We start from the raw sequence: 15,231 nt of genomic DNA on the forward strand, positions 1-15,231 counted from the left end.
GCGCTTTAGCGCGGTAACATTTGGTTTTTTGCAGCCTATTTATAAGCCTTTAGGGGCAATATTCTTAATCGTCGCCCATTCTCCGGTGGCGACTTTTAAATTAGATGACACATCCACTAACCAGCTTTTTTGTACTTCTTTATTTTGCAGCACAAACAGATAACCATCGACAATCCGCCATGCCATTGGATCGCTATCGAGTTTTTTACTTTTTGCTACGCCCATCGCGCAAAATCCGCCAAATTTAGGCGCAAATTGACTGGCATTGGCTTTAAATTTGGCCATATTTTCTTTGCTAGCAAAGTAATAAGTGCCACCTTCATAGCTCACGCTATAGTCTTTATTGCCCAACATCGGTCGGCCGCTAAAATAAGACACCGGATCGTAGCCATCTAAGACCAAGCCTTTGTCATTCAAATTCACAGGGCGATTGGAACTGGCATCAAAAGCAGCCACAGAAAGTGATAGGCCCATCAAAATGGCCAAGGTGGTAGAACGGATCAAGACTGAAGCCATATAGAATCCTTACGAATTACACGCATATGAAACTGACGGCGGCAATTAGGCCAGAGTCATGTAATCAGCGTCAATATTAATACAAAACACGGCGTAGAAACCCCACACTTCTTACATCAGACTTCTACAGCTCCGCCACTTAGCCACCCGCACCGGCATAACGGCGCATACCCCGTTGCCACATGCCGTTTAATAAGCCGACACAAATCAGCGCCAAAGCAGCCATACCCAGCACGGTGAGTGGCAAATTTGCGCTACGTAGTAGCGCTTGGCACGGCCACCACACCGTACCGGCCAGCGGCAAGGCCATAAAAATCATCGTTGCCAATTTAGGAAATAAATCCAGCGGATAACGCGACATATCGGTGAGTTTTCCCGACATCGAAAATACCGGATCGGATTCTCCAATCCAAAAACACGTCGAAATCGCCGCTAAATTAATCACCCACAACACCAACGCCGATAGCGGCAATAACAACACAAATCCAAGGTAAAACAGCGGCTCAGACAATAAAGGACTACCCCAAAGACCAAATAAGCTATACGCCAAACCAATCGCCAGCACCACAAAGCCTTGCGGATGAAAGCGCTCTAGCGCCAGCAGTAATAAGGGATTAGCCGGGCGAGTATAAAAACGCAAAAACGCCCCCGTTTTAAGCCAATGTTCCAGCCAAAACATGCCGTTGTAACACGCACTTTGTGGCGCAAAAATGCAGAACATAAACCCCTGCATAAAGATCAATTCACCGCGATGCCAACCGGCAACCGTACCGCTGGCTCCGAGCATAAAATACATCGTTGCTGCCGTAGATAAAGACGTCGCCGTCACACCCAAGATCATCAGCGCAAAATCGGCCCGATGTTCTAACCGCGCCCGTGCTTCAGAACCAACCATGCGCCAATACGCACGCCAAAATGGACTCAGTTGCATTTTATTTCCTTTAATCAAAGTAGGTCGGATGAGCCGAAGGCGTTATCCGACTAAGGATCTGGTTCTTATTAACTTCCTTATTTTTACCTGTGCAGGTCGACTAAAGTCGACCCTACGTAGGGTCGGCTTCAGCCGACTGATTTCAAATCGGGAAGTTATTTCGAGCCATATCCTAAGCAGGTGTCGGATAACGCTACGCTCATCCGACCTACGACTTCCTAATACCAATTAAGCGCCAAACACAATCAATTTGCGCAGCACCACGCGCCCAGCCCAGGCTGCAGCAGCAACAAAGCCCAACGCCCAAGCCGCTTGGATCAAGAACGGTTGCACGCTGACAATGTCGCCGGTGATATAGCCGACAGGGGTATTAAAAAAGTGCCCAAAAGGCAGGTAGGCCAAAACTTCACGAAAGCCCGCAGGGAAAAACGCCATCGGAATCAATGCCCCGCCCAAAAACATCACCATCGCGTCTTTGCTAGCGGTGATGCCCCATAAATCGGTGGCAATAAATCCCGCCAAAGCAACGACAAAATCAATGCAAAACAGCAATACAAACGACAAGGCAATCGAGGCTAACGCCAAAGGAATCGTCTTCGGCGTCAGGCTTAAATCGAAATACCATAAAAACAGTGCAAACGCCGGCAAGATATACGTCGCTTTGGCCAGAGCGCGCCCCAAGGAAATAGCAAACTGCCGCAGCGGTAATGACATCGGCAAAATCAATTGTGTGGCGATTTCGCCCGAGCGAATTTCACGCGCCAGCCGCCAATCGGTACCAACGGGCAAAAAAGCCAACAGCGTTTGCGCCACCAACACATGCAGCACCGCGCTATTAAAAGTCATCCCCGCCCGCGTTGGCGTATCGGCATACAACGCAGCCCATAGGTAATACAGCAACCACATCGCAATCAAATAACCAATGGTCACCAACCAGCGCCCTTTGCGATCGGTTGCAACCAGGCGCGCACTGCCCCATGCCAGCGCGGCACAGCCTTTGAATGGAATGCCTAACATACCGCCTCCGTTTGATTGGCCAAATAAAAACCATGCAGCAATTCTTCAAACTCTTGCTCAACCGGTTTAAGCTCGCTCACTGAATACGGCGCGAGTAATTGCATCAACTCGGCAAAGGGCAAGGTATCGTGGCGGGCGATTTCTAGCCATTCACCGCGCTGGCGTACTGGCAGCGCGGAATGATGCGCGCGCAGTTGTATTTCAGCAGCGGCGACCAAATCAGGCTGCAAACGCGCCGCCCACCAGCGGCCATCACCCGCGTGCGAACGAAAATCCGCCAAGCTGCCGTCAAAGCGCAGCGTCCCCTTATCGATCAATAGCAGTCGCTGCGTCAGCCGCTCAATATCGCCCACATCGTGCGAAGTAATCAGTACCGTGGTACCCGATTCTTGGTTTAGTTTGCGAATCAAGCCGCGCATTCTTGATTTCATTTCCAGATCAAGCCCAATGGTTGGCTCATCCAAAAACACCACATCAGGGCTGTGCAAAAAAGCGGCGGCGATTTCGCACAACATCCGCTGCCCAAGCGACAAAGTGCGCACTGGGCGATGATAAAATTCATCCAACAGAGCTTCACGCCGAAATAAATCGAGTCGCGCATTAAACGCCGCCTGCGGCACGTCGAACAAAGCCTGCAAAATTTCAAACGAATCTTTAACGGGCAAATCCCACCACAACTGGCTGCGTTGACCAAATACCACGCCAATTTTCTTGACGTATTTCACCCTATCCCTTTGTGGATGAAAGCCTGCAACCAATACCCTGCCTGAACTAGGTTCTAAAATACCGGTTAGCATTTTGATCGTCGTGGATTTTCCCGCCCCATTGGGGCCAACCAAACCCACGCACTCGCCAGCGGCGATATTAAAATTCACCGCGCTCACCGAGAGTTTGTCCTCATAGTTGGCACGAACTAAATGCTTTAAACGCTCAGTCCAATTTTTAGGGGCAATCGGCGTGCGATATACACGGCTTAGGTTTTCAACTTGAATCAGCATGTATTGCTCCTGTAAGTCGGGCTAACTCAGCGTTACCCAACATGTTCGTACTACGCCTGCGAAGAGGACTTCACCCACCGCCAAAGTTCGCGCTCAATCCAAAACCCAAGACCAAGCGTCGCTGCGCAATGAATAACAGGTGAGTTTCAGACAAACTGTGAATGCGCCAAATAACACAACCGGGGATTAAGCCTGCTCACCATCGCGACTATCGCCCGTCAGCAAAGTCGCTAACGCCATCATGAGCGTAGCAAGGACGATTTATTCGGTATTGAGATTGCAAGACTTCAGTCATGACCTGCAGAAAGTTTTCATATAGATTACGGACTTGTTTGTTTGGTGAAAATGTTGCAATATGACATTTGATTTGTCAAAAACTCACATCGCAACTTATGGCGCTCATTTACCGCGAACGACTCGACATCGGCCCTGAATCCCCGCAGATCATGGTCGGCACACACGTGTTTCACCAAGAGCCATATCCACCGCTACGCGATCGGGGCATTTTGATTTGCGGCATTAGCGAAGGACGTGATTTTTTTGAAGTCGAGCGCGTGGATACGCCGTGGCATGTGCTGGCTTTTTGTCTCAGCGGCCACGGTGAAGTATTTACCCCCGACGGTGTAAGGCGTGGTTTTGGCGCTGGGCAATTGGCGCTGATGCCGCAAGGCGTGCACAGCGGCTATCGTCGCATCGGTGAAGCGCCGATGCTGCACGTGTGGTTTTTGCTGTATTGCAGTTCGCGCTGGGATTATCTCAATCGCGCGCAACCCGCTATTTTTAATAGTCAGGACGGCGCGGCGTTGGCTGATGCTGTGCGGCAATTTCATCGTGAAGTGTTGCGATTTAATCTCGGCGACACCCGCAGTTTGGCGGCCCCCGCTTTGGATTATTTATGTCTACTGCTCGAGCGCGCGACCAAGGCATTCAGCGCAACGCTCGGTTGGGCCGAACAATTAGAGCAATTGTTTTCCCACGTCCAAAAAAACTTAGCACAAGACTGGAGTAACGCCGCTTTGGCGGCGCAACTGCACATCACCACCACGCATTTGCACCGCTTGTGCACGCAGCATTTGGGCGAAACGCCGAATAAAATTGTGTTTCGAATGAAAATGAATCAGGCCAAAGAATTGCTGATGCACGGCAACAGCGTGAGCGACGTTGCGCGCGTTACGGGCTATCAAGAAATCGCCAGTTTTTCGCGCCGATTTAGCCAACATTTTGGCTACAACCCCAGCCAAGTGCTCAGCAAACACCTCTCCAGCGCGGGTCATCAGCAGATTTGGGAATGAATTTTTATGTGCCTGCGGCACTTTGTTTTACAGTCGCAGTCCGCGACGGGGAATCACTTTTCTTGCTTCGCCAAGAAAAGTAAGCAACAGAAGGCGACCCGAGGCGAAGTCGGCTCCGCCGTTCAGCCTTGCACCCCGCGTCGCTAAGCGGCAAAGCCGCTAAGCTTTGGCGTCGCCTCTCTCGTCGCGAGCCTAAGGTCTCGCTCCTCGCTCGGCCTTCGCTTTAACGGGGGGCTTAAGCCCCAGCTCAATCAGCAAGGCACAGCATCAACGTAAATATCAACATTTAATTCAATAGGTATATTAGTACAGAGCACACTCATCAAGCCCCAAGCAGCAATACCCTCTCGGTATTTTGGGTGCAGGCCACCGCCAAGTCGGCGACGTCCATCCCGCGCAGCGCGGCGAGCTCTCGGGCGATGCGTGGCAACTCGGCGGGCTCGTTGCGCTGCGGTGGATGGCCTGCCAGCCAGCTCGGTGCGATGTCGGGGGCGTCGGTTTCCAGCACCAGCGATTCAAGCGGCAAGGTTTGCGCCAAGCGCCGAATCCGCTGTGAGCCGCTATAAGTCAGCGCGCCACCAAAGCCCAAGCAAAATCCGAGCTGAATAAACGCATCCGCTTGTTGCTCGCTGCCATTAAACGCATGCGCGATGCCGCCCTTCACCCGCCATTTGCGTAAGAATTTAAGCACCTGATCTTGGCTGCGGCGAATATGCACAATCACCGGTAAATCGAAATCGCGGGCGATTTTGAGCTGCGCTTCAAAAAAATGGATTTGTCGCTCGGCATTGAGCTCAGGCAGGTAAAAATCAAGGCCAATCTCGCCAACAGCAACGGCCAGCCCTAAATCCAGTTGTTGCCGCAACACGCCCAAATGTTCATCGTCATGCTGCGCTACATAAATCGGATGTAAGCCCAAAGCAATGTGCGCGCCATATTGTGCACGCATCTGCTGCGTGGTTTGAAAAGTGGCGGCGGAGACACTCGGCACCAGCCAACGCGTCACGCCAGCGTCGATGGCGCGCGCGACAACTTCTACTCGATCGGCGTCAAATTCAGTTGCGTCAAGATGACAATGGCTGTCAAAAAACATCATTTTTCATTCGCTATAAAAACATCGATATTCATTAAAAGTTCAGGGTATTTGGCAAGTCAGTGGCCAAATATTATAAAAACCACATGCTTTCATAAGCATGAATAGACAATATCAATAACCGAAAGACAAAAACGACTTGCCCTTACAAAACAAACAGCTATCGTAACAGAATCAAGTTTGCTAATTAGGATGAAGCACCATGAAAATCGTACACAAACTAATCATGTTGATCTTAGTTGCCTCACTAGGTTTGCTAGTGATTTCTGGCCTTGGCTACAAACATTTTAATGAAATCAAAACCGCCAGTTATGACGTAACCGATAATATCATTCCGTCGATTGTTGTTTTAGGCAGTGCGCGTAGTGATTTTGGCGACATGCGCCGCTATCTGGTGGTGCATGTGGCGCACACCGATCAAGCTAAAATGCATGCTACCGAAGAAAAGTTCAATAAATTGCATGCCGAATTAGAAGAAGATCTGAAAAAATACGAGAGCCTGGTGTACGACGATACCGACAAAGCCAATCTGGCGGCCATCCGCGATCTGTTGCCAAGCTATCTCGCCGCGAGTAAAGAAACCATGGCGCTATCGTATGCCGACAAATCAGCTGAAGCGCTGCAGAATTACGAAGAAAAAGTGCTGCCCATCGGCAATCAACTCACCGAAGCTTTTAAGAAAGCCGAAAAATATAATGAAGAACTGACCGATCGGGTGAAAAAAACCGTTAACGACACCATTGCAAACTCGATATCGCAAAGCATCATTATCGCCATAGTGTCGTTGATTGTATTTGTTATGCTTGGCTTATATATTTCACGCAGCATTACCCTGCCACTAAATGAAATGCGCCAATTTATCGTCGATTTAGGTACGCGTTTTGACTTTACCAAACGTATGCCAGTCAAAAACCAAGATGAAATCGGCGTATCAGCCGTTGCACTCAATGGTCTGCTCGACACTTTACAAACGAGTTTACAAAAACTGGCTCACGTGGGTAACCAAGTCGGCGACTGCGTGAATGGGCTATCTAATTCTAGCTCTGAGCTTTCCAGTGCCTCACGCGGCGTGAGTGAATCAGCGTCGAGCATGGCCGCTGGTGTTGAGCAAGTGACGGTGAGTGTGACGCATGTGGCCGACCGGGCGCAGCAATGCGATACGACCGCACGCGAAGCGGGTCGTTTAGCCGGAACGGGCGGCGAAGTGATCGATAACACCATCAACAGCATTAATCAAATCGCCGATCAAGTTCGCCAATCGGCTGGGCAAATAGAAAACCTAAAAGATCGTACCAATAGCATTACCTCGGTGGTGAATGTCATCAAAGACATTGCCGATCAAACCAATTTGCTGGCACTCAATGCGGCGATTGAAGCGGCACGTGCTGGCGAACTGGGGCGTGGTTTTGCGGTGGTGGCCGATGAGGTGCGTAAGCTGGCTGAACGCACCTCAAGTTCAACGCAAGAAATCACCAGCATGGTGGCCGAGATTCAAAACGAGGCCAATCACACCGTGCAAACCATGCAGCAAACCGTACGCCAAGTGGATAATGGTGTCAGCATGGCGCATGAGGCTAGTACGGCGATTAGTAATATTCGTAAAAGCGCCGATGATGTTGTCGCACAAGTGAGTGAAATCTCGAGTTCGATGCGTGAGCAAAGCACCGCTAGCGCCATGATGGCGCAGCAAGTTGAGCGCGTCGCACAGATGAGTGAGGAAAGTAGTAGCGTCGCCGAGCAGACGGCTTCTGAAGGTGGTCGTTTAAAACAGCTAGGTAACGAGCTAGATGAGGCGATTTCTCGTTACAAAGTACAATAAGCATTAAGGACGGTGTTGTATTGGCCGACTCCGCCCTTAATCAACTGACTCACCAAAGCCGCGATTGCGGCTTTTTTATTGCGTCCTAGCAATTGCTGGCGTTGGTTTTGCCCGAAGCTCACATTAGCGTCTACAACCATTGGGTTTATTTTTGAGTTCCCAGCAAATGATGCAACTTATTTTGGGAGATTTGATCAAATACCCATTAGAATTCACAGATTAATAACGACAGGTGCAGTGATGGATATTTTGATGAGTCTTTGGGTCGGCTACCCCGTGTGGGTTTGGCTGATGTTTTTTGTGGTGGTGATCTCTTTACTGGCATTCGATTTGGGTGTGTTACAAAAAGACGACCATGAAATTAGCGTTCGAGAAAGCTTAAAGCTTTCAGCAATGTATATTGCCATGGGCTTATTATTTGGTGCTTGGTTATGGTGGTATAAAGGCGCCACTTCCGGCATGGAATACATTACCGGCTATTTGATTGAAAAATCACTGTCAATGGACAATGTTTTTGTCATTGCATTGATTTTTACTAGTCTCGGTGTACCACGGATTTACCAACATCGCGTGTTGTTCTGGGGGATTCTGGGCGCCATCGTGATGCGCGGGATTATGATTAGCGTTGGCGCGGTCTTGGTGTCGGAATACCAATGGATCTTAATGATCTTTGGTGCCTTCTTGATCGTTACCGGGGTCAAAATGCTATTTGCCGACGATGAACACGGCAAATTAGAAGACAATGGCTTTTATAAATGGCTGCGCAAACACATGCGTTTCACTTCTGCGATTCATGGCAACCTGTTTTGGGTGCGTGGCGAGCAGCATGGTTTGGCCAAAGGCTGGTGGGCAACACCGCTATTTTTGTGTTTGATCTTGGTAGAAACCGCTGATTTGGTGTTTGCTGTCGATAGTATCCCAGCGATTTTCGCAATCACACAAGATCCGTTTATTGTGTATACCTCGAACATCTTTGCTATTTTAGGTTTGCGCGCTTTGTATTTTGCTTTGGCAGCAATGGTGCATCGCTTCCATTATTTAAAATATGCGCTGGCCGTGGTTTTGGTGTTTATCGGGATCAAAGTTGGTTTGGTTTACCTCAACGACATCCAATTGGTGGCCTTTAAGATTCCAACCTTGGTGTCTTTGGTGGTTACTTTTGGCTTATTGCTCTCTGGGGTCTTGTACTCGTTGTGGAAAACCCGCGACGAGCCTAATGATCCACCGAAATAATTAACGCAGCACTATTGAACCCCGCTTATGCGGGGTTTTTTATTGCCCTGACAAAAGCCATCGATCAGCTTTCTAATTAATACAAAAATCAAGCCGCTAAAAGAACGCTCAAAATTGGCTTGGGCGATAGTTTTAATGATGAAACCCGTGAAGCGTAGACGACAACGTATCGCTTAATGGCTAAAGTGATGAAAACCGCAACGGTTTAATCTGGGGTAATTTTCGAGGGCGAAGAGGGGCGAATCAGCCATGAATGCAGTGCAGATATGACAATCAAGCAGGCTGCCACACCGCCGGTAACGACTTCTGGAATATGAAACCGTGCCGCCAATAGCATCACGCCAGCCAGAGCACCAATGGCCCAAAATGCACCATGCTCTAGATATTTAAACGCATTGAGCGTGCCTTTTTCAACTAATAGCAAAGTAAAACTTCGCACAAACATGGCGCCAATGCCCAGCCCGATCGCAATTAAAAAGATATTGGTGGTTAATGCAAATGCGCCTAAAACGCCATCAAATGAGAACGAAGCATCGAGCACTTCCAGATAAATAAATCCGGCTAGCCCTGTTTTTGCCGCTGCGCCCTCATCGCCAATAAGCTCTCCCAAACCATCGACCAATATAAAAACAACCATCCCCCAAATACCGGCGACTAAAAATTGATACGCCTCAGCAACGGGTAATGATGCCGCGAGTAATAGCAGTAATAGCAAACATAACAACAAGGCGGCCAAATCTAATTTACCCAGTTTGGCGAGCGGCCGCTCAATTGGGCGCAACCAATGAATGTCTTTGTCTGAATCAATAAAAAAATTCAAAAAGACCAACAATAAAAAAGTACCGCCAAAAGCTGAAACCTCAATATGGGCGGAGGTTAAAATCTCGGCATAGCGATGCGGCGCAGCAATCGCCAGTGATAACACATCATTAATCGGCCATAAACCCGAACTAAAATAATGCCACAGTGCCATTGGCCCCGGTAGCGGTGGCATCCCAGCAATCACCGCCACAATCAGCAAGGGAAACAGCACCCGCATCCCAAATACAGCGATTAGCATGCCCCACAACAAAAAGCGTCTTCGCCACTTTTCATCCCAATGCTTGAGTACCGAGGCATTGACCACCGCATTATCAAAGCTCAGACTGGTTTCTAATAAGGCTAAGTTAAACGCGATCCACAGCCCTCCCCAGCCAGCAATCAACCATGCGCCAATTAAGCCAATCAGGGTGACGATCAATGAGCTGTGAAAGTACTGAATCATAAAGTGCCTCTTAAGGTTTACCTTATTATGCCGCAGTTTAGCCAGCGCTATAAAATCACACCGCGACTCAACAAGATTGCGCCGGCTTTTCCATGCAAAAACTGTGAAATATCAACTCAGCAGTCACTAGATGGCGTCTGACTCTTGGTCTCAAGAGTATGAAAGCCTATACTCTTACCTATTGATTTTGTCTTTGCCATACGGCCCCGGAGTTTTCTAATGAGTAATCCTTACCTCGCGCTGGTTGAAGCGCACAATGCTTTATTACAAAAAACAGATGCCCCTTTATTCGCCAATTTAGATACTTTGGGGCATAGCCCCAAACCGGCACTGGCTGCCGATGCTCCGGTGGTGATGATTTTTGCGCCGCATCCTGACGATGAATGTATCATCGGCGCGCTGCCGCTCCGCCTAGGGCGCGAAGCAGGCTTTCGCGTGATGAATGTGGCTGTTTCACAAGGCTCGAGTCTGAAACGTCAACCTGAGCGTTGGGTTGAAGTTAAAAATGCGTGTGATTACTTAGGCTGGGATTTGCTCGAAACCATCCCTGGCGGCTTAATGGATGTGAACTGTAAAACCCGCGATAACAATCCAAGTGCTTGGGCGGAAAAAGTCGCTGTCATTCGCCAATTGATCGAGCAATACCAACCGCAGGTGGTGGTGTTCCCGCACAATAACGATTACCACTCAGCGCACATTGGCACGCACTACTTGCTGATGGATGCACTCAAAGCCGCTCAGCACGCTTGCACCGTGGTGCAAAGTGAATTTTGGCGTCAGATGGAAGCGCCAAATGCACTCATCGCGACCAGCCAACAAGACACCGCCGATCTAATCGCTGCGCTCGCTTGCCACGTGGAAGAAGTTCGTCGCAATCCATATCACCTTCGCTTGACAGGCTGGATGGCAGACAATGTGCGCCGTGGCGCCGAGGTTTGTGGTGGTCAAGGTGCTGCAGCACCGACTTTCTCATTTGGAACGATCTATCACATTAGTCGTTTTGATGGGCAGCAATTGCTAGCAACTGACAAAAAATTCACACTGAGTGAAAGCGATGAGATCCAAGCGATTTTAGCTTAATGCTCTAAAAAAACCGCAGTTCAAAACTGCGGTTTTTTTTCGTACTCAATATGGCAAAGGGTTAGTTATGACGCTGAATTTACACTCGCTAGCAACTGGTGTTGAATACTTGGGCATCGCGATTTTAATACTCTCAACCTTGCTGGGTTTATGTCTTTTTGTACGCGATGTTTACCGCAGTCAAACCATTGATGCCGCTTACAATGCCCTGCGAGAACAGCTCGGTCGGGGGATTTTATTAAGCCTTGAGTTTCTGATAATTAGCGACATTATTTACACCATCGCCATAGAGCTCACCGTGGATAACCTCTTAAAGCTAGGCTTGGTGGTGATTATCCGCACCTTTTTGAGCTTTACCATGGAGCTTGAACTCACTGGTCGCTGGCCGTGGCAAAAAAAGAATTAAACGTCGTTTGATTCAATTTTACGCAACGCCAAAATAGCCGCTGCCAATTGCCAATTGCAGCAGCTAAATCAAGCCTGTCTAAACCCCAAGCCATGATGATTGCATCAAAGTGGATGCCATCATTCCCCAGCTACGCCTGTTAACTAAGTCACTTGAGCGACCGATGGTCATTGCTCATCTCGACATTTCTTTCTATAAAAGAAAGATTAAAAAAGTGTTTTAAACAGGAATTAACATGAAATCAGTGCTGGTTTTGATACTTTGCTTGGCTGCCACCATCGGCAGTGCGGCGCTTTTAGCGCCGCATACCCTATCGAGCAAGCCCAGCACCTCACAGGCTTTATGCCAACCAGGAGATTCGGCCAAATGCTGCTGGCAGCATTTGGAATATCGCCGCTATTAGCCGATCAACCCGCCAAAGCAGCACAATCAAGTACATTGGTTTTGGTTTTTTTAAGCTCAGTACGGATCAACTTCGCCATATCGACATCAAATGCAGGACGCTCTGCCGCTAACAATGCCGGCAATTGATCAAGATGATCAATTGTTCCCAAATAACACCAATGATCCAACACATGCCAAACCGTCGACCACTCGGGGCCCTCAGTAATGGCCACTGCGCCAGCATAAGGCCATGCGGCTAATTGATGTTTGGCCAATGCCGCCAGCAAACGTCCATTGTGCAGCCCCATGGGTTCGCGGCCAATACAAGCGCCACGACAATCGCCTTGCAAATGCGCCTGACAGGGTGAACCGTCTTTTTTAGCGGCTTCTAATCCTAAAGCTTGTCGGCATAAGCCTTGGGCTTTAATGATTCGATTCATGATGTTTTGCGCTTCGCGGGCACCGCGAAATGGGCCGAACAATTCTCCGCTGGCTTGACTTAATGCCGTCAAAGCAATCAATTTAGGTTGCAACGGCAATATCGATTCACCACGCACTGCTTTAGGTAACTCAATCTGCCATAGCGACTGAGTTTGATCTACTTTGTTCCGTACTGATGAATTCATTCTTGGCCGCAAGGTTTGAATCAATTGCCGCTCAACGAGGGTATTGCCTAGCTCACCGGCCGTTTCGATCCAAGTAATTCGACGCAGATCTCGCGCTAGATACGCCGCTGGGCCTTCATTGGCTTTTTTGCCAAAATGCTGCAAGACTCGGCGGCGTAGATTCATACTGCTACCCACCCATAGGGCTTCGTCTTGCTCACCATAAAAAACATAGACGCCAGCCGTATCGGGTAGATCGTCGATGACCGATTCAGGGATTTGACTCGGTAGCGCCGGAGGCCGAATCAGTTCATTAATCGCGGCCGTGACGCGCTCAGAACCTAAATCCAGCACAGCAGCTTGCAAGAATTGATGAATCAGCTGTGCATCGGTCAAAGCACGATGTCGCTCGCCGCTATATTGCAAATCATGGCGCGCAATCAAGGCATCCAAACTGTGTTTGTATTCTTCGGGATAAAGTTTGCGCGAGAGTTGCACAGTGCACAGCACTTGACCACGAAATGCCCGCCCACAACGCTTAAATTCATTGCGCAAAAAGGTGTAATCAAATCGTGCATTGTGTGCGACAAAAATTCGATTTTGTAGCTGAGCAAGCACCTCATCCGCTAAGTCTGCAAACACCGGTGCATCAGCCACCATCGCATCATCAATACCAGTCAATCGCTGAATAAACGTGGGTATTGCTTGGCAAGGATTAACCAATGTTGACCATGGAGATATACCCATTGAATCAACTTGAATCAAACCGATTTCAGTAATTCGATCCGTCGAAGGGTTGGCACCCGTTGTTTCCAAATCAAGCAGCACCAGCGGCGCGGGATAAAACGGATGCGTCATACGTCAGCTCAATAAATAAATTAAATATCAATACCCGCGCTGCAATACATTGCGCGGGCCATAAAACCAAAAAGCTTGGAATCCCTTCGCCCAATAGGCCAAAGTCAATCCAAGCTAAGTGCATATTTTAGATGCGCTCTCGGCTATTTCTTTACGAATCGGAAGCACTGATGAATGCGCTTATTACGAAAATCTTCTGGAATCGATGATGCCGTTAGATTTTCGCTACGATCAACAAACATCGGGTCTAATTCAAAGCTACGTAAATTATTCGAGAAATACAATACGCCACCCGGTGCCAGCATGGCCATACAAGACTCAATTAAATAAGCATGGTCACGTTGCACATCGAGCACCCCGAGCATTTTTTTTGAATTAGAAAAACTCGGCGGATCCATCACGATCAAATCATATTTTTGTGGGCTGCATGTTGCTTCACGCAAAAACTCAAACACATCAGCACGCACTCGCTGATGATTGATTTCATTCATACCGTTCAGCGCAAAGTTGCGCCCTGCCCAATCCAAATAGGTATTAGATAAATCAACCGTTAAAGTCGACGTCGCACCACCCGCTGCGGCATACACGCTAAACGCGCCAGTGTAGCTAAATAAATTGAGGAATCGTTTGCCCTTCGCTTCCATCATCACCCGCTTACGCGTGTTGCGATGGTCTAAAAACAGGCCAGTATCAAGGTAAGCTTCCAGATTGACTTCAAAATTGAGGCCATTTTCTTGAACCACAAAAAATTCGCCCGCGCCTTCGGCTTTTTCGTATTGAGTCAGCCCTTTCATTCGTTTGCGAATTTTTAGTGCCACGTGCTCAAGTGGAATGCCAAACACCTCGGCAGTCGCGGCATGAACTTCATCCACCCATTCTGAGTAGGCTTCGTCAGTCTCCATCCAGCCGGTATCGTATTCTTGTAAATGAACACGATCACCATACACGTCAACAATCATCGGGAATTCAGGCACGTCACGGTCATAAATGCGATAGCAAGTCAGCCCCTGACGGCGCGCCCATTTACCCCAATGGCGCATATTTTTTGTAAGACGATTTTTGTAACTGGAGAGATCAGACATGGCAGCAACTGAAAAGCAAAAGCGTAGTTTAACAGCTCAGACCGGTCTCGATGAGCTTAGTGGTATTTATTTCCACAAAATCAAGGTTTAACGGCCAGATAGCAAACGTAAAAAGACCGGATCAGGCACATATTGCTTAACGACATTTTCCCAGCCGGTTGGACCCACCAAGCCTTTCACCATCGTCGAGCTGATTTCGGCGATCTCACGCGGCGGCATTAAAAATATCGTATCAATATGTGGCGCTAGATCGGCATTCACATAACGCATTTTACGCTCGAACTCATAATCAGCTGCCTCACGAATCCCGCGCAAAATAAATTGCGCGCCTTGCTCGCGAGCATAATCGACTAAAAAACGATTTTCAAACGTTTCAACCCGTAAATTAGGCCATTGATTGGTCGTTTCACGCAGCATCGCGACACGATCTTCAACGCTGAAAGTGTAACGTTTATCTGGGTTTTCACCGATGGCGACAATCATTTCGTCAAATAATTTGACGCCATGTTCGATCATCCACAAATGCCCCTTGGTAACGGGATCAAAACTACCTGCGTAAACTGCACGCCGCATGACAACACTCCAAAACAACGGGACGCTTAGCTAATGGCGCAACCCAAGGGAAATAAAAATAGATTTTAAAACTGCGTCGG

17 protein-coding genes are annotated in these 15,231 nt (G+C 48.6%); 6 read left to right on the top strand and 11 right to left on the bottom strand.

Going from position 1 to position 15,231, the window contains the following annotated elements; translation table 11 throughout:
* Nucleotides 1–39 precede the first annotated feature (39 nt).
* The 4 genes from K4H25_RS15790 to K4H25_RS15805 all read right to left on the bottom strand — a co-directional run bounded on the left by K4H25_RS15790 (nt 40) and on the right by K4H25_RS15805 (nt 3,462).
* Nucleotides 40–516, bottom strand: a complete 477-nt coding sequence (locus K4H25_RS15790) for a YHS domain-containing (seleno)protein (protein WP_221021345.1) — start codon at nt 514–516, stop codon at nt 40–42.
* A 139-nt stretch (nt 517–655) separates the two neighbouring features.
* Nucleotides 656–1,447: an ABC-2 family transporter protein gene (locus K4H25_RS15795; protein WP_221021346.1), complete on the bottom strand. Its 792-nt coding sequence runs from the start codon at nt 1,445–1,447 to the stop codon at nt 656–658.
* Between the two features lie 228 nt (nt 1,448–1,675).
* Entirely contained in the window at nt 1,676–2,464 is a 789-nt protein-coding gene (locus tag K4H25_RS15800) for an ABC transporter permease (protein ID WP_221021347.1), read from the bottom strand.
* The gene (locus K4H25_RS15805) at nt 2,458–3,462 is read right to left on the bottom strand and encodes an ABC transporter ATP-binding protein (RefSeq protein WP_221021348.1); all 1,005 of its coding nucleotides are present in this window, start codon (nt 3,460–3,462) and stop codon (nt 2,458–2,460) included. The genes K4H25_RS15800 and K4H25_RS15805 overlap by 7 nt, the downstream gene beginning before the upstream one ends.
* Before the next feature lie 392 nt (nt 3,463–3,854).
* On the opposite strand from K4H25_RS15805, the gene K4H25_RS15810 reads away from it, so the two are divergent.
* Entirely contained in the window at nt 3,855–4,754 is a 900-nt protein-coding gene (locus K4H25_RS15810) for a helix-turn-helix transcriptional regulator (RefSeq protein ID WP_221021349.1), read from the top strand.
* 322 nt (nt 4,755–5,076) lie between these two features.
* Here the strand turns inward: K4H25_RS15810 and K4H25_RS15815 are convergent, their stop codons facing one another.
* Nucleotides 5,077–5,850 (bottom strand): TatD family hydrolase, encoded by a 774-nt coding sequence (locus K4H25_RS15815; RefSeq protein ID WP_255587782.1) that lies wholly within the window; start codon nt 5,848–5,850, stop codon nt 5,077–5,079.
* 199 nt (nt 5,851–6,049) lie between these two features.
* On the opposite strand from K4H25_RS15815, the gene K4H25_RS15820 reads away from it, so the two are divergent.
* Nucleotides 6,050–7,666, top strand: a complete 1,617-nt coding sequence (locus K4H25_RS15820) for a methyl-accepting chemotaxis protein (RefSeq protein WP_221021350.1) — start codon at nt 6,050–6,052, stop codon at nt 7,664–7,666.
* Here K4H25_RS15820 and K4H25_RS15825 read toward each other — a convergent pair.
* On the bottom strand, nt 7,651–7,806 hold the full coding sequence (locus K4H25_RS15825) for a hypothetical protein (RefSeq protein ID WP_221021351.1): 156 nt from the start codon (nt 7,804–7,806) through the stop codon (nt 7,651–7,653). The two genes, K4H25_RS15820 and K4H25_RS15825, sit on opposite strands and share 16 nt — an antisense overlap.
* A 112-nt stretch (nt 7,807–7,918) precedes the next feature.
* Between K4H25_RS15825 and K4H25_RS15830 the strand changes: the two genes are divergently transcribed.
* Nucleotides 7,919–8,899: a TerC family protein gene (locus tag K4H25_RS15830; RefSeq protein WP_221021352.1), complete on the top strand. Its 981-nt coding sequence runs from the start codon at nt 7,919–7,921 to the stop codon at nt 8,897–8,899.
* Nucleotides 8,900–9,104: 205 nt separating this feature from the next.
* Here K4H25_RS15830 and K4H25_RS15835 read toward each other — a convergent pair whose 3' ends face one another.
* Nucleotides 9,105–10,163, bottom strand: a complete 1,059-nt coding sequence (locus K4H25_RS15835) for a DUF475 domain-containing protein (RefSeq protein ID WP_221021353.1) — start codon at nt 10,161–10,163, stop codon at nt 9,105–9,107.
* A 219-nt stretch (nt 10,164–10,382) separates the two neighbouring features.
* On the opposite strand from K4H25_RS15835, the gene K4H25_RS15840 reads away from it, so the two are divergent.
* The 3 genes from K4H25_RS15840 (at nt 10,383) to K4H25_RS15850 (ending at nt 12,052) form a co-directional block, all read left to right on the top strand.
* Nucleotides 10,383–11,243, top strand: coding sequence for a PIG-L deacetylase family protein (locus tag K4H25_RS15840; protein WP_221021354.1), 861 nt, complete (start codon nt 10,383–10,385; stop codon nt 11,241–11,243).
* A gap of 67 nt (nt 11,244–11,310) precedes the next feature.
* Complete coding sequence (locus K4H25_RS15845; RefSeq protein WP_221021355.1) at nt 11,311–11,649, top strand: DUF1622 domain-containing protein; 339 nt, start codon at nt 11,311–11,313, stop codon at nt 11,647–11,649.
* Between the two features lie 235 nt (nt 11,650–11,884).
* Complete coding sequence (locus K4H25_RS15850; RefSeq protein WP_221021356.1) at nt 11,885–12,052, top strand: hypothetical protein; 168 nt, start codon at nt 11,885–11,887, stop codon at nt 12,050–12,052.
* A 4-nt stretch (nt 12,053–12,056) separates the two neighbouring features.
* Here K4H25_RS15850 and K4H25_RS15855 read toward each other — a convergent pair whose 3' ends face one another.
* From K4H25_RS15855 to coaD, 4 genes are all read right to left on the bottom strand, one after another.
* Nucleotides 12,057–13,496 carry an exonuclease domain-containing protein gene (locus K4H25_RS15855; protein ID WP_221021357.1) on the bottom strand — a complete coding sequence of 480 codons (1,440 nt, stop codon included), beginning with the start codon at nt 13,494–13,496 and terminating at the stop codon, nt 12,057–12,059.
* On the bottom strand, nt 13,456–13,620 hold the full coding sequence (locus tag K4H25_RS15860; protein WP_221021358.1) for a hypothetical protein: 165 nt from the start codon (nt 13,618–13,620) through the stop codon (nt 13,456–13,458). The genes K4H25_RS15855 and K4H25_RS15860 overlap by 41 nt, the downstream gene beginning before the upstream one ends.
* Nucleotides 13,621–13,639: 19 nt before the next feature.
* The gene (locus K4H25_RS15865; protein WP_221021359.1) at nt 13,640–14,578 is read right to left on the bottom strand and encodes a class I SAM-dependent methyltransferase; all 939 of its coding nucleotides are present in this window, start codon (nt 14,576–14,578) and stop codon (nt 13,640–13,642) included.
* A gap of 87 nt (nt 14,579–14,665) precedes the next feature.
* The gene (gene coaD / locus K4H25_RS15870; RefSeq protein WP_173532376.1) at nt 14,666–15,151 is read right to left on the bottom strand and encodes a pantetheine-phosphate adenylyltransferase; all 486 of its coding nucleotides are present in this window, start codon (nt 15,149–15,151) and stop codon (nt 14,666–14,668) included.
* Nucleotides 15,152–15,231: the final 80 nt, after the last annotated feature.

It is taken from the genome of Deefgea piscis, from assembly GCF_019665785.1.
GTDB lineage: Bacteria > Pseudomonadota > Gammaproteobacteria > Burkholderiales > Chitinibacteraceae > Deefgea.